Annotated in this window: 17 protein-coding genes; 2 read left to right on the top strand and 15 right to left on the bottom strand. The window is 65.5% G+C overall.

The features are described from left to right. Positions 1 to 16: 16 nt before the first annotated feature. The 7 genes from ABGN05_RS28405 to ABGN05_RS28375 all read right to left on the bottom strand — a co-directional run bounded on the left by ABGN05_RS28405 (position 17) and on the right by ABGN05_RS28375 (position 7,935). Positions 17 to 1,030 carry an alpha/beta hydrolase gene (locus ABGN05_RS28405; RefSeq protein WP_367957416.1) on the bottom strand — a complete coding sequence of 338 codons (1,014 nt, stop codon included), beginning with the start codon at positions 1,028 to 1,030 and terminating at the stop codon, positions 17 to 19. Beyond that, positions 982 to 2,862, bottom strand: coding sequence for a flavin-containing monooxygenase (locus tag ABGN05_RS28400; protein ID WP_367957415.1), 1,881 nt, complete (start codon positions 2,860 to 2,862; stop codon positions 982 to 984). Before ABGN05_RS28400 ends, ABGN05_RS28405 begins: the two co-directional genes overlap by 49 nt. 13 nt (positions 2,863 to 2,875) lie before the next feature. Then, positions 2,876 to 4,195 carry a TRAP transporter large permease gene (locus tag ABGN05_RS28395; protein WP_367957414.1) on the bottom strand — a complete coding sequence of 440 codons (1,320 nt, stop codon included), beginning with the start codon at positions 4,193 to 4,195 and terminating at the stop codon, positions 2,876 to 2,878. Continuing rightward, on the bottom strand, positions 4,192 to 4,782 hold the full coding sequence (locus ABGN05_RS28390) for a TRAP transporter small permease subunit (protein WP_367957413.1): 591 nt from the start codon (positions 4,780 to 4,782) through the stop codon (positions 4,192 to 4,194). The genes ABGN05_RS28395 and ABGN05_RS28390 overlap by 4 nt, the downstream gene beginning before the upstream one ends. Before the next feature lie 56 nt (positions 4,783 to 4,838). Next, positions 4,839 to 5,939: a TRAP transporter substrate-binding protein DctP gene (gene dctP, locus ABGN05_RS28385; RefSeq protein WP_367957412.1), complete on the bottom strand. Its 1,101-nt coding sequence runs from the start codon at positions 5,937 to 5,939 to the stop codon at positions 4,839 to 4,841. 399 nt (positions 5,940 to 6,338) lie between these two features. Next, entirely contained in the window at positions 6,339 to 6,887 is a 549-nt protein-coding gene (locus ABGN05_RS28380; RefSeq protein WP_367957411.1) for a nuclear transport factor 2 family protein, read from the bottom strand. Between the two features lie 280 nt (positions 6,888 to 7,167). Further along, positions 7,168 to 7,935 carry an SDR family NAD(P)-dependent oxidoreductase gene (locus ABGN05_RS28375; protein ID WP_367957410.1) on the bottom strand — a complete coding sequence of 256 codons (768 nt, stop codon included), beginning with the start codon at positions 7,933 to 7,935 and terminating at the stop codon, positions 7,168 to 7,170. Between the two features lie 192 nt (positions 7,936 to 8,127). On the opposite strand from ABGN05_RS28375, the gene ABGN05_RS28370 reads away from it, so the two are divergent. Continuing rightward, entirely contained in the window at positions 8,128 to 8,874 is a 747-nt protein-coding gene (locus tag ABGN05_RS28370) for an SDR family NAD(P)-dependent oxidoreductase (protein WP_367957409.1), read from the top strand. A 120-nt stretch (positions 8,875 to 8,994) separates the two neighbouring features. Continuing rightward, entirely contained in the window at positions 8,995 to 9,732 is a 738-nt protein-coding gene (locus ABGN05_RS28365) for an SDR family NAD(P)-dependent oxidoreductase (protein ID WP_367957408.1), read from the top strand. A 35-nt stretch (positions 9,733 to 9,767) separates the two neighbouring features. Here ABGN05_RS28365 and ABGN05_RS28360 read toward each other — a convergent pair whose 3' ends face one another. From ABGN05_RS28360 to ABGN05_RS28325, 8 genes are all read right to left on the bottom strand, one after another. Beyond that, on the bottom strand, positions 9,768 to 10,211 hold the full coding sequence (locus tag ABGN05_RS28360; RefSeq protein ID WP_367957407.1) for a MarR family winged helix-turn-helix transcriptional regulator: 444 nt from the start codon (positions 10,209 to 10,211) through the stop codon (positions 9,768 to 9,770). Positions 10,212 to 10,455: 244 nt separating this feature from the next. Then, positions 10,456 to 11,319, bottom strand: a complete 864-nt coding sequence (locus ABGN05_RS28355) for an SMP-30/gluconolactonase/LRE family protein (RefSeq protein WP_367957487.1) — start codon at positions 11,317 to 11,319, stop codon at positions 10,456 to 10,458. Between the two features lie 58 nt (positions 11,320 to 11,377). After that, positions 11,378 to 12,328, bottom strand: coding sequence for an ABC transporter permease (locus ABGN05_RS28350; protein WP_367957406.1), 951 nt, complete (start codon positions 12,326 to 12,328; stop codon positions 11,378 to 11,380). A gap of 9 nt (positions 12,329 to 12,337) precedes the next feature. Further along, a complete protein-coding gene (locus ABGN05_RS28345; protein ID WP_367957405.1) occupies positions 12,338 to 13,378 on the bottom strand; it encodes an ABC transporter permease in 1,041 nt (346 codons plus the stop codon). Continuing rightward, positions 13,375 to 14,886, bottom strand: a complete 1,512-nt coding sequence (locus ABGN05_RS28340; RefSeq protein ID WP_367957404.1) for a sugar ABC transporter ATP-binding protein — start codon at positions 14,884 to 14,886, stop codon at positions 13,375 to 13,377. Before ABGN05_RS28340 ends, ABGN05_RS28345 begins: the two co-directional genes overlap by 4 nt. Before the next feature lie 96 nt (positions 14,887 to 14,982). Further along, entirely contained in the window at positions 14,983 to 16,119 is a 1,137-nt protein-coding gene (locus tag ABGN05_RS28335; RefSeq protein ID WP_367957403.1) for a sugar ABC transporter substrate-binding protein, read from the bottom strand. Positions 16,120 to 16,218: 99 nt separating this feature from the next. After that, positions 16,219 to 16,944: a FadR/GntR family transcriptional regulator gene (locus ABGN05_RS28330; RefSeq protein WP_367957402.1), complete on the bottom strand. Its 726-nt coding sequence runs from the start codon at positions 16,942 to 16,944 to the stop codon at positions 16,219 to 16,221. Positions 16,945 to 17,290: 346 nt separating this feature from the next. Next, positions 17,291 to 18,115, bottom strand: a complete 825-nt coding sequence (locus tag ABGN05_RS28325) for an enoyl-CoA hydratase-related protein (protein ID WP_367957401.1) — start codon at positions 18,113 to 18,115, stop codon at positions 17,291 to 17,293. Positions 18,116 to 18,138: the final 23 nt, after the last annotated feature.

The raw sequence follows: 18,138 nt of genomic DNA, 5'->3' as shown, positions 1-18,138 counted from the left end.
TGCCGGAACCGGCAGCCTATCCCAGTTGCGCGGTCAGCCAGGCGCAGGCGGCGTCGAGTGCCACCTGTGACGGCTCGTTGGTCCCGGCCCAGGACAGAAAGCCGTGATTGGCATCGTCGTGATGGGCATGGACGACGGCGACACCGGCCGCCGCGAGCTTTCGCGCGAACTCGATGCCTTCGTCCCGCAGGGGATCGAACTCCGCCGTGACGACATAGGTCGGCGGCAAGACCGCCAGATCCGGCGACCGCGAAGGCGACACATCCGGATCGGACGCGCGGCCCGGTTCGTCGAGATAGTGATCGAAGAACCAGATCATGGCCTGCGTCGTCAGTCCGAAGCCGGCGCCTCTCTCGACATAAGACGCCCGCGCGAGATCGGGCGCGTCTGTCACGGGATATGCCGCCAGAAGCGCGCGGAACGACAGCCCGGCCGTCCGCAGCAGGCGGAGGGCGCTGACGATCGCGAGGTTCGCGCCGGCGCTGTCGCCTGCGAGCGCCACGCGATCGGGATCGCCGCCGAATTCGGCTGCGTGCTCCCTCGCCCATCGGATGGCGGCAACGCAGTCGTCGAGGCCGGCCGGGAACTTTTGCTCGGGCGCGAGCGCGTAGTCCACGGAAACCGTGACCGCGTCGGCGCCCACGCAGAGCTGGCGGCACAAGGCATCATGCGTGTCGACGCTGCCGAGGACGAAGCCGCCCCCGTGGAAGAAGACCAGGATCGGCGCAGTCCCCCGATTGTGAGGTCGGTAGATCCGCAGCCGGAGGCGACCGCCATCGATCGCTCGATCAGTGACCTGAAAAACCGGCACCTTCGGCAAGGAACCGAAGCGCGCCAGCGAGCCCTGGCGCGCCGTCTCGACCGGCAGGGTGTCGACCGGTGGGGCACCCTGGACCTCGGCGAGGCGCGCTTGAAGTGCGGGATGAAGTGCGGTCGCGTTCAGCCGACGTTCTCCTCGATGCGTCCAGCGAGCCGATATGCTCAGTCGATGATGCAGACCGACGGATCGAAGCTGCGCGTCTTCTGCCAATAGTCGACCAGGCGCCAGGGCGAGTTTGTGGCAATACGGCCGCGGCTGTTCTTGAACCAGTTGTTGACTCCGGGCGCGCTCCACACGGTGCGGTCCAGAAGCTGGTCGAGTTCGCGGTTGTAGTCGTCGCAGGCTTCCTTGCCAACCTCGATCGCGGCGGCTCCGGTCGATGCCAGATGACTGATCGCGGAGGCGACGTAGCGTGCCTGGCACTCGATCTGAAAGATCAGGCTGCCGCCATGCCCCAGATTGGTGTTGGGGCCGTACATGATGAAGAAGTTCGGGAAGCCCGGCACCATGATGCCGAGATAGGCGCGCGGATCGTCGCCCGACCAGACCTTCTGCAGTTCCACGCCGTCCCGCCCTTTGACCGGAACGGTCTGCAGCATGCGCGTCGCCTCGAAGCCGGTGGCCAGCACGATCAGGTCGACCTCGTGGCGCCGGCCGTCGGCGGTGACCACGGCATCGGGCTCGATATGGTCGATCGCATCGCTGACCAGCTCGACATTGTCGCGCTTGAGCATGTCGAACCAGCCGAAATCGATCGGGATACGCTTGGCCATCGGCGGATAGTCGGGCACGACCTTCTCGATGAGGTCGGGGCGGTCGGCCAGCTTCTCGCGGATATACTTGGTGAACAGTTCGCGCACGCCGTCGCTCTGCGCCGAAGCCCGGAGCCCGTTCGGTCCCTCCTCCATCATCAGCGTCGGGTAGAGCCGGTCGCCGAACTGCCAGAAAAGCGTCATCCGGTACCAGTTCATGTATGACTTGACGTTCTCGAAGAGCCAGAGGTCCTCCTCGCGCACCGGCTGGTGGTAGAGCGGGCGCGACGAGAGCCATTGCGGAGAACGCTGGAAGGCGGTGAGCTTCGCCACCGAGGGCGCGATGCTCGGGCCAAGCTGCACCGCGCTCGCGCCGGAACCGATCAGGGCAACCCGCTTGCCGGCATAGTTGATCTCCGGCCGCCATTCCGCCGTGTGCACCACCTCGCCCTTGAAACTGTCGAGCCCCTTCAGGCGGGGGACCGACGGCACGTTCAACTGCCCGACGGCGCTGACGAGAACGTCGGCGTCGTGCTGTCGCGTCTCGCCACCGGCCTCAGTGGCAAACCGCCAGCGACGGTCCTTCTCGTCATACCGGGTGTCGCTCACCTTCGTGTCGAAACGGATGTGCGGACGCAGGTCGAAGCGATCGATGCAGGTTTCGATGTAGTCGAGCACGTCGCCCTGCTTGCTGAAGTATCGCTTCCAGGAGGGGTTGAGAGCGAACGAAAACGAATAGATGTGGCTGGCGGTATCGACACCGCATCCGGGGTAGCGGTTGTCGAACCAGGTGCCGCCCGGCCTCGGATTCTTCTCGTAGATGGTGAAGGGAATGCCGGCCTTCTTGAGATAGACGCCGAGACCGATGCCCGAAAGCCCGGCTCCGACGATCGCCACCTCCGGTGTCCGTTTTACCGAGGCCGGCGGTAGCTCCGACTGGTAGAGGCGACGCGGCCACAGGCCGCCCTCCTCCATGAGCATGTCGACATACTCATCCGGCACCGGAGCCCCTGCGGCGAAATCGATGATGCGGCGCCATCTTGGGTCCGAAGGGGGAAGGGCCTGGGCGTTCCCACTCGCGAGGTGAGCCAGGGCGCGCTCGGTCAGGCGCGCGCGCAGGTCGTCCGGCAGGTCGGCGGCCGTTCGGTCGGCGATGCCCCGCATCGCATATGGCATCGCCTCTTCCAGCAGCGTCCCGTCGGCGTCGCAGCACGCGAGCGTGGCGATCAGGAGATAGGGATCGGCGCCCTCGATCATCTGCCGCGCCGCCACGTCGCTCTTCTTTGTCATCAGGTTTTGCACGTCAGTTTCCGTAAAATACCCGCGGCAGCCACAACGCCACTTCGGGGAAGGTGAAGACGAGGAGGAAGGTCACCACTTGCAGGACGATGAAGGGGACGACGCCCCGGTACATGTCCGCCAGGCGCAGTTCGACGGGAGCGATCGCCCGCAGGTAGAAGATGGACGGCGCCATCGGCGGGCTGAGGTAGCTGGTCTGCAGGATGATCAGGAAGAGCACGCAGAACCACAACTCGTTGACGCCGTAGCTGACCACCAGAGGCATGGCGATGGGGATCAGGATCAGCACGATCGAGATCAGGTCGAGCATGAAGCCGCCGAGGAAAGCGAGGACCATGATGAAGGCGATGGCCTGCCAGCCGGCGATGCCATAGTCGGTCAGGATGGTCTTCACCTCGGTCATGCCGCCCGACGCGTAGAACACGGCGGCAAAGATGTTCCCGGCCAGGACGATCAGCATGATCATCGCCGTAATCGAAAGGGTCTGATAGAGCGCGGCGACGACCATGCTGAAATTGAGCCTGCGATTGAGCGCCGAGAGCACGAGCGCGCCAAACGCGCCGCAGGCCGCCGCTTCCGTGGGCGTCGCAACGCCCGCGAGGATCGTCCCGAGCACGGTGACGATCAGAGCGACCGTCGGCACCAGAGCCACGAACGTCACCTTGATCTTCTCGATGAACGACGGCTCGTCCCCTTCGGGCGGTGTCGCAGGCGCGAAATCCGGGCGCAGCCAGGACACCAGGAGGATGTAGAGCGTGAACAGGCCGGCCATCAGAAGGCCGGGCAGCATGATGCCGGCGAAAAGATCGCCGACCGAAACGTTGGCGATCGGAGCGAGAACGATCACGGTGATCGATGGCGGTATGGCCGTCCCCAGGGAGCCGCCGGCGCAGATCGTGCCGGAGATCAGCGACTTGTCGTAGCCGTGCTTCAGCATGGGCGGCAGCGCGAGAAGGCCGACGAGGGTCTCGACAGCCCCGGCGATGCCGGTCACCGCGCCGAAGACCGTGCACATCAGCATCGCGGCAAGCGCGAGCGAGCCCGGCAACCTGCGCGTCCACATGTAGATCGCCTGGAACAGGCGATCGGCGACGCCGGATCCCTGCAGGATCGCGCCCATGAAGATGAAGAGCGGAATGGCACCCAGGACGTAGTTCGAAGAGACGTCTATCGTCTTCGTCACGAAGAGCGACATCGCCGCGTCGCCGAACCGCATCAGGCCGAAGAACAGCGCGACGACGAGCATCGAGAAGGCAATCGGAATACCGGTCGCGATCAGGACCAGCAGCGCCGGAAACATGAGCAGTCCGATGAACTCGCTCATCTGGACGGTGCCCGTTCGGCTCCGACGAGCGCCGTTCGAAGCGCGCGGATCAATTCGGCGAAGATCTGCAATGCAAAGACGGTGAGACCGGCGGCGAGTGCGGTACGGAAGGGCCACAAGACGGGGGTCCATGCACTCACGCCGGAAACTTCCCCGCTGATGAAGGCAGCGTACGCGAACATGGCCATCTTGTAGGCGAGCCAGGCGATGCAGGGCAGAAGAAGGGCAAATCCGATCGCGTCGATCGCCGCGCGCTTGCGCAACGACAATGCCCCGTAGATCAAGTCGACCGACACGTGGTCCCGGCGCTTCATTGCATAGGGAACCCCCATGATGAAGATGAAGCCCATGAGCATCCAGCTCAATTCGAATACCCAGATCGTCGGAGCATTCAGGACGTAGCGGCTGAATACCTCGAACACCATGATCGCTATCAGCGGCGGCACGCCACAGATACCAAGCAACGCCGCGCCGCTGGTGATCCGGTCGACAATAGTCAGCAATCGCATTTCCGGTTTCCCGATGGAGCTATCCCGACGGCGAATGCCGCCAAGACAGTCGGTGGTGGACGGTCGCCGGCGGGACAACCGGCATCGAGAAGAAGGTGCGGCGAGTTACGCCGCACCTCCGGGAGGATGTGCCGCTATTCGCGCACGCCGCCTATGGGAAGGCGGAATTCATCCCATGTCTCGAGCTTATCCAAGGTGGCGCGCTGGGATTCCAGCACCTTCTTGAACCATTCGTTGTTGCCAGCCTGCTCGTCAGCCCAATCGTTCGAAGCTTTCTGCGCGGCGGCGATGAAGCTATCGTCGAGCTTGATGAACTCGTTGTTGCCGCTGGCGGCGGCTTCCTTGAGCTTCGCCCAGCCGGCGATGTCGAGTTCGCCGTACCGTGCATAGGATTCGTAGAGGTTCAGCCGGCCGGCGACCTCGACCATCACCTTGTCGTGCTCGGACAGCTTGTCCCAGGCGTCCTTGTTGATGATGCACTCGGTCAAGCCGGATGCGTAATGGACGCCCGGCGTGATGATGTATTTCGCGATCGTATGGAACGCGGACTTGAAGTTCTGGCCCGGTCCCGCCCATTCGAGGGCGTCCACCACGCCGCGCTCGAGCGCGGAGAAGGCCTCGTCTCCGGGGATCACCACCGTGCTCGCGCCGAGCTTCGCCGCAATCTCGGCCCAGGCGCCGGACGTGCGAACGCGCAGGCCCTTGAAGTCCTCGATGGTGCGAACCGGCTTGTGCGAATGCAGGAAGATCTCAGTCTCGCCGGTGTCGCACGGGATGCTGACGACCCCGAACTTCTCCATCCGCCACTGCTTTATCAGGTCGAGTCCGCCATCCTCGTATACCCAGAAGAACCATTCTTCCGGCCTCAAGCCGCCCGGCCATCCACCGACGATCGCGCCGGTCTTGTCGATGCCCTGGACGTGGCCGCCCCAGGTGGTCGCAGCCTCGGCGATGCCGTCCTTCACCGTCTGCGTCGTGGTCAGGGGGCTTCCGAGCGCACCCGGCTGGGCGACGTTGATCTTGACCCGCCCTTCCGTGTAGAGCGCGACCTTGTCGGCGAATCCCTGTGCGCCATGTTCGAGCCAGTGACCACCGGCATGGGTGGCCATCGTCCACGTCACGTCGTCGGCCCGGGCCGGCAACGCGGCAAGACAGGTGGCGGCCACGAAAGCGGCGACCGAGGCCCCTACTGCCATCTTTCCCGTGCCGTCCCTCAGAATTCCCAGAATGTTCATTTCCTCACTCCCTTTGCCTGTCGTTACAATTCGCTGTCAAATTGGCGATTCACGGCGATCAGCGGATGGAGATTTTCGTCACGGATAACCGCGGCACCTCGCCCGCCCTGCGGACACCAAGAGTGTGCCGGCAAGGATGCCGTCGGCGATTGCCGAAGATACGGTTCGCCTACGGTCTCGAGACGACCACCCCATCGCGGACGATGAACTCCTCCCACTACTCGCGGCCGTCCTGTTCCCGGTTCTGAGCGATCATCACCTCACGCCCTGCAAGCAACGCGACCGTAGTTGACGAGACGAATGCAGTCGCAGCCTTTTTCCAACTTCTAGAATTCCCTGCAAACATACTGGAAGGCGCCAATCCTCCGATTCGCGCATATGCCGGCGCCGTGCCGAACCTCACCGGCGATCCCGGAAACCGGCCGTGGCGTCGAAGGGCGGATTGCTGTCGCCGAACGGCGATGCGCTCGGCTCGTAGCCGTACGCAGTGCCCTGCCGGCGCTCGAAGTAGACCGTGAAACGTCGGCGGATCCGCCACCCTTCCGACGTGCGCCGGTAGGCGACGTCGTAGTACCCTTGCGCCTCGGTCGCGTTCACCCTGCCGAAGCTGTCGGTCCCGAAGGCGCGGAAGGTAAAGTTTGCCCGCGCCGTCGCTTCGTCGCCGTCGATGCTGATATCGGGTACATTGATATAGTGAATGCAGTTGACCGGGCTCGACGAGCAGAATTCGGACAGGGCCTTTCGTCCCTGGACGAAGTTCAACTCGCCCATGCCCGCCAGCTGTCGGCCCTGGTATATTCCGTCCTCCGTGAACAGCGCGGCCCACTCGTCGCCCTTTGCGCCGTCGTAGGCGCGGCTGTAGGCGCCTTCGATTTGGTAAATCTCCAAACGATCCTCGACGGCGCGAAGGCGCCGGTCGAGAGCGGCGAAGCGTTCCGATTCAGTCACGTCCATCTTTCCCCCCAGATCCGGTTTCAGCATCGTTTGCTGCAGCGGACCGGCCGTTCGACGGCGCACCGCGGCACGGCTCGGATTTGGATCCGCCGCGCGGCTGCTCCCGGGCACCACTGCAAACCGGGTAGCGATAGGTCAATATGCCAGCGCGATCGAAGGACTTCCCCGACTGCTGGAATTCCGCGTCTGCATGCTGGGGTATCCGATGGACCTGGCTTCGTCGTCCCCTGCCGATGGGTACCTATGCGGCAATGCGTTCCGCGGCGTTGCCCGGCTAGCCGGAGCGCGTCAGGCGCCCGCCATCGACCGCGAGCAGATGCCCGGTGACATAGCCGGCCGCAGGAGAACACAGGAATACCGCCGCCCCGACGACATCGTCCGGACCGCCCAGCCTGCCCATCGGAAGGCGCGATTCCGCCGAGGCGATCTTGTCGGGCGTATCGAGCGTGGCCCGGTTGAAGTCCGTCACGATGGTGCCCGGAGCGAGCGCGTTGACGCGGACCCCGTGCGGCGCCAGTTCCGCCGCCGCCGACACGGTCATCTGGCGGATGCCACCCTTGGTGACGTCGTAGAGGATCTCGGGGACCCTCGAGGCCACGAATGCCGAGGTGGACGAGAGGGTCAGGATCGCCCCCTGCCCCGCTTTCACCATCCGCCGCGCCGCCGCCTGCAAGGTGAAAAATGTCCCCTTCAGGTTGACCTCGGACATGAACTTCCAGTCATCCTCGGTGTGGTCCAGGAGAGGCTTGGCCCGCAGCACGCCCGCGGCGAGGACGGCGATGTCGAGCGGCCATCCCAGATCGTCGATCGCCGCGAAGCCTCTGTCGATATCGTCGACCCTGGAGACGTCCATCGGGAGGCCGTGCGATCCGGTTCCCTGGGCCGCGATCTCCCCGGCCACGACGGCGACGTTACCGGCATCGATGTCGGCGACGATCACCCGGGCGCCGGCACGCGCCAGGCCGAGCGCGATCGCCCGGCCGATGCCGCGTCCGCCGCCGGTCACCAGTGCGGTTTTTCCGGTCAGATCGAATTCCATCATGGCATGTCCGCTTTCCGCGGCCCTTGGTTCCCTCGGCCGCATGCGGCCGGCATAGAGACTGCGGAGCGACAAGTTGAATACGTGTCGCGCATACCAGCATGAGGAAACGATCTGATCCGGGTTTCATGCGTGGGATATGCTTCGGTCGGCGCGTTTGCGCCTCCATGGAATCCGGAATCAGTGGAAATGGCGATGGCGCCCGACCCTTCACGCATTGCCGTCGTCACGGGCGCCGCCGGCGGCATAGGACGGGCGACGACGTTACGGCTGCTAGCATGTGGCTGGAGTGTCGCGGGTGTCGATCGCGTCCGTATCGCGGACATTCCCCCCGAGTTCCGCGACGGCTTCCTCTCGATCGAATGCGACCTGACGGACCCCGCCGTCCCCGCCGAAATCATCGCCAGGACGGTCCGTCATTTCGGGTCGGTGGGATTGCTGGTCAACAATGCCGGGATATCCGGCGCCAAGCCGGTCGCGGAGACCGACGACGCCAATCTGGCGCGCATCATGGACATCAACTTCACGGTGCCTTTCCGGATGTCGCGCGAGGCGCTCAAGGTCATGCAGGCGGGAGCCAGCATCGTCCATGTGTCCTCGGTCGTGAATTTCCGGGCCACGCCATCGACCTCGGCCTACACCGCCAGCAAGGCGGCGCTCGCGGGACTGACCCGGCAGATGGCGGCCGAGTATGGCCCGCGCGGGATACGGTGCAATGCCGTCGCCCCCGGTCTCGTCGAAACCGAGCTGACTGCGGAGAAGCTGCGTACCGATCCGAAATTCCAGCGCATCTGGATCGAGGGAACGCCATGGCCACGGCTCGGGCGTCCCGAAGACATCGCGGCGGCGATCGTCTTCCTCGCCTCCACAGATGCGGAATTCATAAATGGCCATACGCTCGTCATCGACGGAGGCTGGAGCATCGGAGCGTCCGCCGCCTAGGCTTGACGCACCGCGCGGGCGCGGCCCGTTTCCGGATCGCGGCCAGGTGGCGGCGCAACCGTTTCAGAATCACCATGAGCCGCTCCAATCGTGACGGCAATTTCATTCGGGAGGCATTCCTTGCAGGACAGGAACAAGAGGCTGGACGGCCGCATCGTCCTCGTGACCGGCGCCGCGGGCGGGATCGGAGCGCAGATCGCGCGCCAGGCAGCCGGCGAAGGTGCCCGCGTCATCATCAGCGACGTGCGCCGCGACGACGGTCAGAAGCTGGCGGAGGAGCTGGGGTCGCCCGCGCGCTTCGTGGCGCACGACGTCGGCGACGAGGACGCGTGGGCCAGGCTCGCCGAGGTCTGCAAGGCGGAGGGCGGCGTCGGCGGCCTCGTCAACAATGCCGGCATCTTCGACCCCCGGCCCATAGCGAAGACAGACGTCGCGTTCTTCGAACGCAACATGCAGATCAACGTGTTGGGCACGTTCCTCGGCATCCGCTTCATCGAACAGGCCGCCGCGCCTTCGGGCGCCTCGGTGGTCAACCTTTCTTCCTATGCCGGCCTGCGCGGTACGAAAGGCATCGCCTATACCGCGAGCAAATGGGCGGTCCGCGGCATGTCCAGGACTGCTGCGGTCGAACTCGCGCCGCGCAACATCCGCGTCAACTCGATCCATCCGGCCTTCATCAGCACGCCGATCCTCGACGCCATGACCCCGGAAAACTTCGGGATGAGGCGCAAGAGCATTCCGCTCGGACGCGCGGGAACGGTCGGAGACGTGGCCGATCTCGTCATGTTTCTCCTGTCCGACGAAAGCGCCTTCATCACCGGCGCAGAGACCGCGATCGACGGCGGCCTGTCCGCCTAGCGCCCCTGATCCCGAACGCGACGTCCGCTAGCGTCTCACTCTCGCCCGGACGCCTGCGCCGCCCTCACCGCCTTGCGGGCAAGCGCGACGAACGCCGCGTACTCGGCTTCGTCGAGGCCGGGAAGGATCTCCTTCTGCAACCGTTCCACCACCGGCAATATCGCGGTGACGGTCGCTTCGCCTGCCTCGGTCAGCGCCAGTTCGCGCGACCGCTTGTCCCGGTCACTGACGATGCGCGTCACCAGGCCCTTCTGGGCCAGCCGGTCGGCCACCGCGCCGACGGTCGCGCGATCCTTGGCGATGGCCTGAGCAAGGCCCGCCTGATCGATGCCCGGACTGTGTCGAAGCGCGTCGAGCGCGGCGAACTGCACTGGCGTCAGATCGAACCCTGCCTCGCGCACCCTCTGCAGGAAGACTTGCGTCGACAGCTGATGCAGCCGTCGGATCAGGTGCCCCGGCATCCTGGAGCTTACGTGCATCGAGCTTTCCCCATTCTTCCCGCCGCTCCGGCGCAGCTTTGCCGAGCGTCGATAGCGAAGGCCAGTAAAACATTCCCTTGGCGTCGGCCACTCCACGGATGTCGCGTCGCTGCGTCGCTCATGGTCGCGATCAGGGCGTCGGGGCCGCGGCCCTATCGCAGTTGCGGACCGAACAACGCGGATCGTCCGGCGCCGCCGCGCCAAGTCCGGCAAGATTTTCGGGAGGCGTTGTCTGAGGCGCCGGCTAGCCGGCGCCGCGCGCGTTGACGTAGATCGAGCGGAGCGACGTCGTGGCGGTGATGAACAGCCGGTTGCGCTTCGGGCCGCCGAAACAAAGGTTTGATACGACCTCGTCGAGCAGGACCTTGCCGAGCAGCGTCCCGTCCGAGGCAAAACAGTGCACGCCGTCGGCGGCAGAACACCAGAGATTTCCGCCGGTATCGACGCGGAAGCCGTCGAACAGGCCGGCATCGCAGGTGACGAACGTCTCGCCGTCGCGAAGAGACTTGCCATCGGGGGAAAGCCGATAGCGGCGGATGTCGGGCGAACAGTCGGGGAAATGCGTCCTGCCCGTATCAGCGACATAAAGGACGGCCTCGTCGGGCGAGAAGGCGAGGCCGTTGGGCTGCTTCATGTCCTCCACGACACGCGTCAGGGTGCCGTCGGGATCGATCCTGTAGACGTGGCGGCCGTCCTGTTCCATGGGCGAGGCGTCGCCCTCGTAGTCGCTGTCGATGCCGTAGGAAGGGTCGGTGAACCAGACGGACCCGTCGGATTTCACGACCACGTCATTGGGCGAGTTCAGGCGCTTGCCGTCAAAGCGGTCCGCCAGCACTGTGCGCGAGCCACCAAACTCGTAGCGGCTGACGCAGCGCCCGCGGTGCTCGCAGGCGATCAGCCGCCCCTGGCGGTCGAGCGTGTGGCCGTTCTGGTTGCGGCAGGGCTGCTCGAAGGTGGCCACCGCGCCGTTCATCTCGTCCCAGCGCAGGATGCGGTCGTTGGGGATATCGGACCAGATCACGTAGCGGCCGGCCGGAAAGTAGACCGGCCCCTCGGTCCACCGCCCTCCCGACCACAACACTTCGGGGCCTGCGTTCATGTGGACCATGCGGGCGAAACGCCCGTCGCGAATGTCGTAGTGATGCGCAGGCACGGTTCTTCCTCCCTCAGGACGTGACGCGGGCGTTGCGGCCGTAGACGAGCAGCATGCCGATGATCACCGTGCCGTAGATGATCTGGCGCCCGGCTTCCGGCATCTGCATGATCGAAAGTACCGAGTTCAGGAGCACGATGAGGATGACGCCGACCAGCGTGCCGGCATAGCGTCCGCGCCCGCCGAGGATATGCGTGCCGCCGAGCACGAGCGCCGCGATCGCCGGCAACAGGAAGGCGTTGCCCATGCCCTGGTAGGCCTTGGCCGAGTATCCCGTCAGCAGGAACCCGGCGAGCGCCGCGCAGAGGCCGGATGTCACGAAGGCGCCGATGATGACGCGGCGGGTGCGGATGCCCGAGAGATAGGCCGCGGCCTCCCGCGAACCGGTCGCGTAGACCGAGCGGCCGAAGGCCGTGCGCGTCAGGATCACCGAAATCGCCACGGAGACGGCGGCCCAGACGAAGATGGCGACGGGGATGCCGAGAATCTTCTCCTTGGCCAGGAAGAGCATCATCGGCGTGGCGCGGTCCTGCGGCGCGAAGCCGCCCGTCTGCGCGACCATCAGGCCGCGAAGGACGGTGTCGACGCCGAGCGTGAAGATCATCGAGGGAATGCGCAGATAGGCGACGCCGAACCCGTTGAACAACCCGACGGCCAGCCCCACCGCCAGCGCGGTGGGCAAAGCGAGGTCGCCGCCGACGGCGGTGGCGGTCATGGCGGCGGCCGAGAGCGTCCACGGGATCGACAGGTCGATGTGGCCGAGCAGGATGACCATCATCATGCCCGCCGCGCAGATGCCCAGAAAGGCGCCCGTCTGCAGCTGCTGCAGGAGGTAGCCCGGCGACAGCAGGGGAACGGTGCCGCTGGTGATCAGCGTGTATGCCGTGCCGGCGATCAGGATCGCGAGGATGAACAGCGCCGCGATGGCGATCGGTCTGTCTTCGGGCGAGAGCCTGGCGAGCATTGCGATACCTCAGCGGAAGAGATCGAGCTTGTTTCGCACTCTGAGCGTGCGGATAGCCCCGAACGACACGGCCACGAGCAGGACCAGACCCTCGATCAGCGGCTGGAGCAGCGGATCGATGGAAAGGATGCGGAAATAGAAGGAGATGACCCGCAGGATGAGCGCGCCGACCAGGCTGCCGATGGCGCCTCCCGCCCCGCCGAGCAGCGAGGTGCCGCCGAGCACGACGGCGGCGATCGAGTTCAAGGTGTAGGCACCAGCCTGCTGGATGTCGGCGTTTCCCGACGAGGTCTGGATGGCGAGGTAGAGCCCGCCGCAGGCGGCGAAGAATCCGCCGAGCGTGAAGGCGGCGATCTTGGCGCGCGCGATCGGCAGGCCCGACATGTAGGCCGCGCCCTCGGCCGAACCGACGGCATAGACGGTGCGGCCGGTCACCGAGCGGCGGAACGGCACCCAGACGAGCACCGCGATCGCCAACAGGATCAGGATCGGCACCGGCAGGTCGGCAAATGGGGCCAGCCAGGGCGAATCCGCGTCGAAGCCGTAGGTGTCGGCAAAATCCCATATCGTATTGGTGAGCGCCCAGTTCAGATCGCCATCGACCTCTCCGCCCGGCTTCGGCCGGATCCACAGCGCCAGCCCCATGGCGATCGCACCGGTGGCCAGGGTCGCGATGATGGGCTGGATGCGGCCGTAGACGACGACAAGGCCGTTCATGAGCCCGAACGCCGTGCCGGCGAGAAGCGTCGCCACCATCCCGAAAAGGATCTGCGCCGGCGAGCCGCTGACCAGTTCGGAGGCGATGCAGTTCGTCAGGGTCATCACCGCGCCGACGGAGAGATCGAGGCCGCCGAGCAGCACCGGTACCGTCTGCGCCATGGCGACGAAGGCCAGCGCCACCGCCTCGTTGGAATTCTGCACGAAGACCGCAGCGGAAAAGCCGCGCGGATGCATCAGGTTGTAGACGAGGTAGATCGCCGCGAAGAGGAGGAGTGCTCCGGCGAAACCCCGGTTCTGCCGGAGCCAGCGTGCAAGCGGGGCGAGCGTCATGCCGCCTCGACGTCGATGTTCAGTGAGGCGGCCACGATCCCCTCCTCGGTCATCGCGTCGCCTTCCAGCTCACTCACCACGCGCCCGTCATAGAGCACGTAGACGCGGTCAGAGCAGCCGATCAGTTCGGCGTAGTCGGAGGAATAGAACAGGATCGCCTTGCCATCGTCGGCAAGCGACCGCATCAGGCGGTAGATCTCCTGTTTCGTGCCGACGTCTATGCCGCGCGTCGGATCGTTGAGGAGGATGATGTCGGGATCGACCATGAGCCACTTGGCGATGACCACCTTCTGCTGGTTGCCGCCGGACAGGGTCATGACGGCGTCCGTGGGCGCGCCGATCCTGACCTGCAGCTTGGCAAGGGCCTCCGCGACGGCGCGGCTGGCCAGGCCACTGTCGATCACCGGCCCGCGCGAGACGCGGTCGAAAGCGGCGGCAAGCAGATTGTCGGCGATCGGCATGCCGAGCATCAATCCCTCCGTCTTGCGGTCCTCCGGCACCAATGCGATACGCGTGGAGCCGCTTTTGGCGGCGTAAGGCGAGGACGGGATGCCGCGCTTTCCCGCCACCTCGACCGAACCAGACACGCCGCGCAGGACGCCGAACAGCGCCAGCAGCAGTTCCTTCTGTCCCTGGCCGTCCAGCCCGCCCAGCCCGACGATCTCGCCGCGCCCGATCGAGACATCCACGCCGTTGAGACGGTTCTCCCAGCGCAGGCCCTTCACCGTCAGGATCGGGTCCAGCGCCTTCGGCTGCGGCTTTGGCGGAAACTGCGCCTCGACGTCGCGGCCGATCATCAGTCGCACGATCTCGGTGTCGGAATGGGCTCCCTTCGCGAAGGTCTCGATATGCTGCCCGTTGCGGAACACCGACAGCGTGTCGCAGAGCGCTTCCACCTCATGCATGCGGTGGGAGATGAAGAGGCTGGACACGCCGCGGCCCTTGAGGTCGGCAAGGAGGTCGTACACCGTCTGGACGTCGCGCGAGGTCAGCGCCGAGGTCGCCTCGTCGAGGATCAGCACCTTCGGATCGCGTCCAAGCGCCTTGGCGATCTCGACCATCTGGCGGCGCGACAGGGGCAGTTCGCGGACCAGCGCGTGCGGATCGATGTCCTCGCAGCGGACACGCGCAAGAAGAGCCTCCGCCCGGCGAACCTGCGCGCGGCGGTCGATCAGCCCGAACCGGCGCGGCGGATCGGAAATGCAGATGTTGTCGGCAACCGTCAGGTCGGGGACGAGAGACAGCTCCTGGAACATGCAGACGATGCCGTTGCGCGTCGCTTCATCCGGCGATGCGAACGAAACGGTCCTGCCTTCGAGCAGCATCTCGCCGGCGTCCGGCACGAGCACCCCGGCCATGATCTTGATGAGGGTCGACTTCCCCGCGCCGTTCTCGCCGAGGATCGCATGGATCGTGCCCGGCCTGCACGCGAAGTCGACCTTCTCGAGCGCACGGATTCCGGCGAAATACTTCGAGATTCCGCGATACTCGACGATCGGTTCGGTCAACGGATCTCCTCCCGCCGGCGACAGGCTACAGGAATTCGCGGAATCTGGCGATGGTGGTCCCGGAAGGTGTCTTCCGGGACCGCGAAGGGCGCAGCGCTATTTCACGTCCGCCTCGGACTGCGACATGATCGCGGGGCCGGAGACGTTGACGCCGCAGGGCGGAAACTCGTTCACCGTGAAGAAGTTGTCCGGCAGATCGGACCAGTAGTTCGTGCCGTCCTTCAGTTCATCGTAGGTCGCGACCGGCAGGGGAACCGAGATGAGCTGCGGCATGACGTTGCCCTCCAGCGCCGAAACAGCAGCCTTCATCGCGATCGCGACGAGGCCCGGCGACTGGCCGATGGAGATGCCCTTCAACCCCTCGCCGGAATGCTGCGCGACAAGCTTGCGGAAGCCGTTCTCGGATTCGCCGGCGATCGGCACCATCGGGTGCTTGGCATCCATCATCGCCTGCACGACGCCGGTGGTGCCGCCCTGGACGAGGAAGCCGTCGAACTGGCCGTGGACGGCAATCGCGTCGGCGGTGACCTTCTGGGCCGTGCCGTCGTCCCAGTTTCCGACCACCTGGACGACGTCCCATGTGCCGCCGGACTTGTCCAGCACCTCGTGGATGCCGACCGAGCGGTCGCGGTCGACCGAGTTGCCGGGAAGGCCGCGGACCTCGAGCAGCTTGCCGGAGGTCTTGCCGCTGGCCTTCAGCTCGTCGAGCACGAAGGACGCCCATTTGCGGCCCATCTCGAGCTGGTCCTCGTTGACCTGCATGACCTTGTCGGTATCCAGAACGTTGTCGAAAGGAACGATGACGACATCGTTCTTGTCGGCAAGGCGGATGACGCGGTCGAATCCGTCCGGCGATACCGCGATCGTCACGATCGCGTCGAAGCCCTGGTTGATGAAGTCCTCGATGGCGCCGAGCTGCGCCGGCGCATCCGTGCCGGTCGACACGACCTTGAACTCCTTGATCTTGTCCTTGATCGCCGGATCCTCGGCGAAGGCCTTCGCCGTCTTGATCATCTGGATACGCCAGGTGTTACCGACGAAGCCGTTCACCACCGCGATGCGGTATGGTCCGGGCTTGGCATTCCACTTCATGAACTTGGTCTCGCCCGACCATGGGGCGAAACATTCCGGGTTCGCGCCCGGTCCCGACACCATTTCGGGGCCGGCATAGGCAAACTGGGTGCCGAGCGCCAGTACGGCAATCGCGGCGGCCGATTTCAACAGTCGCTTCATGGTTCTTCCTCCCTGTCGACGCCCGTTCGCGGATCGCTCCACCGGGCCGGCGTCGTCACCCCCTGCGCCCGTCCGGGACGCATATTCCTCCGCGAAACCTCAGGCCGCCCCCGCCATCTCCTCGCTGAAGTTCCTGAAGCCGGTCATCAGGTGGCTGCGCAGCCTGTACTGGAACGAGAGACGATCCTTCGCCGCGAGCGCGTCGATCACCCCCTGATGTTCGGAATATGTCTCGGTCATGAAGGTGCGCCTCGTCTTGCCCTTCTGCATGATGCGCAGGATGACCGGTTTCATGACGTTGTAGACGTCGAGCATCGCCGTATTGTCGAGGATGGAGATCAGCCGGACGTGAAAAGAATAGTCGAGCTCCGAGGCCTGCTGCAGGTCGTGGATGTCGGCGAGCCTGCCGTTGATCGCATACAGTTCCTCGACGTCGCGATCGGTGATGCGGTCGAGAAGCTGATCGGCCGAGCCGACTTCCAGCAAGTCCCGGAACCCCTGGACGTCGGAGAAGGTTTTGCGCGAGACTTCCATCGTGTTGAAGGACAGGAGCTCGAACGCCCGTGCCATTCGATTGTCGGTGATGGTCGCGCCGATCTTCGGGCGCACGTCGACCATGCCGTAGGCCTTCAGGATGCGCATCGCCTCGCGCACGGTGTTGCGGCTGGCACCGTAGCGGATGCACAGGTCCCGTTCGGTCGGGAGATTGTCGCCGACCGTGAGGCCGGAATCGGCGATGAACCTCCGGATCTCGCGCACGACCGCATCGACGGCCGAACCGCCAGCTTCTTCCCTGCCTGATCCTGATCCCGTCTTGTCGTTCATGCAATTGCTGCGCTTGCTCGCGACCCCGAGTACCATTTGTCAGACCAGAAGAGTTAAGGCGATGGCCTACGGGCTGTCAACGGGGTCCAGTGTCGTGCATGAGAAGAAAATGTCCGCTATTTGTCCTACCAGCCGCCGCGCCCGAAATCGGCTCGCCTCATGATGGAGGAGGCACGTCCGGCCGCGACCGGAGGTATTCGACCACTGTGCGATGGCGGGCGGATCGTGGTTTTCCGGCGAGCCAGGCGGGCTCCGCGAGGGCGGGCGGAAGGACTTCATCGCGTTTCAGGACGACCCCTTCTCGGCCGTCCGGGCGAGCACGGGGATACTCCCCGACGTGTGGGGATCAGGAAACGTCGGGCCGGACGACTGCCAGGAATTCCGGTGTCCGCCGCTGGGCGAAGGCCTCCATGGCTTCCACCACCTCCGCCCCGCCGACGAGCGACGCCTGGGCGTCGCGCTCGGCATCGAGCTGCGCGTCGAGGTCGTTGACGAAGGCGCCGTCCAGCAGACGGCGCGTCGCGACCTGGCCGGCGACGGGTCCCGCCGCGAGCCGGGCTGCGACTTCCATCGCCTGTTCCTCCAGCGCGTCGTCTTCGGCCACGGACCAGATCAGCCCCCAGTCGAGCGCCTGCTCGGCCGAAACCGGCGTGCCCGTCAGCAGAACGCCCAGCGCCCGCGCCCGGCCGAGGGTGCGCGCGAGCTGCCAGGACGTGCCGAGATCCGGCACGAGACCGAGCTTTGGGGTGAAGGTGAGGACGAAGCGCGCCGATCGCGCCGCGATCACGATGTCGCCAGCCAGCGCCAGCCCGACGCCGCCGCCGGCCGCGACGCCGTTCACGGCCACGACCACGGGAAACGGCGCGTTGCGAACGTCGCGGATCAAGGCATGCATCAGCCCGTCCAGCACGGCCGCGCAGGCCTCGCCGCGCTCTTGCGGCGGCAGGTGGCCGCCCATCATGGGGTCGGCGAGATCGGCACCCGAACAGAAGCTCCGGTCGCAGCCGGTCAGCACCATGGCGCGGACGTCGGCCCGCGCGGAAAGTCCGGCGATCGCCGCGCGCAACTGCTCCAGGGTCTCGCGCCGCAGCGCGTTCCTGGTCTCGGGACGGACGATCGCGACGCGCGCCACATTGCCGTCGTAGGTCACGATCAGGTCCGAATTCTGCATCTGGGTTCTCCGGGTAGAATGAA

Source organism: Aquibium pacificum, from assembly GCF_040839445.1.
Taxonomy (GTDB): domain Bacteria; phylum Pseudomonadota; class Alphaproteobacteria; order Rhizobiales; family Rhizobiaceae; genus Aquibium; species Aquibium pacificus.
The sequence above is the reverse complement of the archived record's forward strand: the minus strand, read 5'-3'. Positions and strand labels throughout refer to the sequence as shown.

Coding starts and splice junctions, on each gene's coding strand:
- ABGN05_RS28395 (WP_367957414.1), bottom strand. CDS start 4,195: ATGAGCGAGTTCATCGGACTGCTCATGTTTCCGGCGCTGCTGGTCCTG.
- ABGN05_RS28330 (WP_367957402.1), bottom strand. CDS start 16,944: ATGAACGACAAGACGGGATCAGGATCAGGCAGGGAAGAAGCTGGCGGT.
- ABGN05_RS28345 (WP_367957405.1), bottom strand. CDS start 13,378: ATGACGCTCGCCCCGCTTGCACGCTGGCTCCGGCAGAACCGGGGTTTC.
- ABGN05_RS28375 (WP_367957410.1), bottom strand. CDS start 7,935: ATGATGGAATTCGATCTGACCGGAAAAACCGCACTGGTGACCGGCGGC.
- ABGN05_RS28335 (WP_367957403.1), bottom strand. CDS start 16,119: ATGAAGCGACTGTTGAAATCGGCCGCCGCGATTGCCGTACTGGCGCTC.
- ABGN05_RS28355 (WP_367957487.1), bottom strand. CDS start 11,319: ATGGTCCACATGAACGCAGGCCCCGAAGTGTTGTGGTCGGGAGGGCGG.
- ABGN05_RS28350 (WP_367957406.1), bottom strand. CDS start 12,328: ATGCTCGCCAGGCTCTCGCCCGAAGACAGACCGATCGCCATCGCGGCG.
- ABGN05_RS28370 (WP_367957409.1), top strand. CDS start 8,128: ATGGCGCCCGACCCTTCACGCATTGCCGTCGTCACGGGCGCCGCCGGC.
- dctP (WP_367957412.1), bottom strand. CDS start 5,939: ATGAACATTCTGGGAATTCTGAGGGACGGCACGGGAAAGATGGCAGTA.
- ABGN05_RS28325 (WP_367957401.1), bottom strand. CDS start 18,115: ATGCAGAATTCGGACCTGATCGTGACCTACGACGGCAATGTGGCGCGC.
- ABGN05_RS28360 (WP_367957407.1), bottom strand. CDS start 10,211: ATGCACGTAAGCTCCAGGATGCCGGGGCACCTGATCCGACGGCTGCAT.
- ABGN05_RS28400 (WP_367957415.1), bottom strand. CDS start 2,862: ATGACAAAGAAGAGCGACGTGGCGGCGCGGCAGATGATCGAGGGCGCC.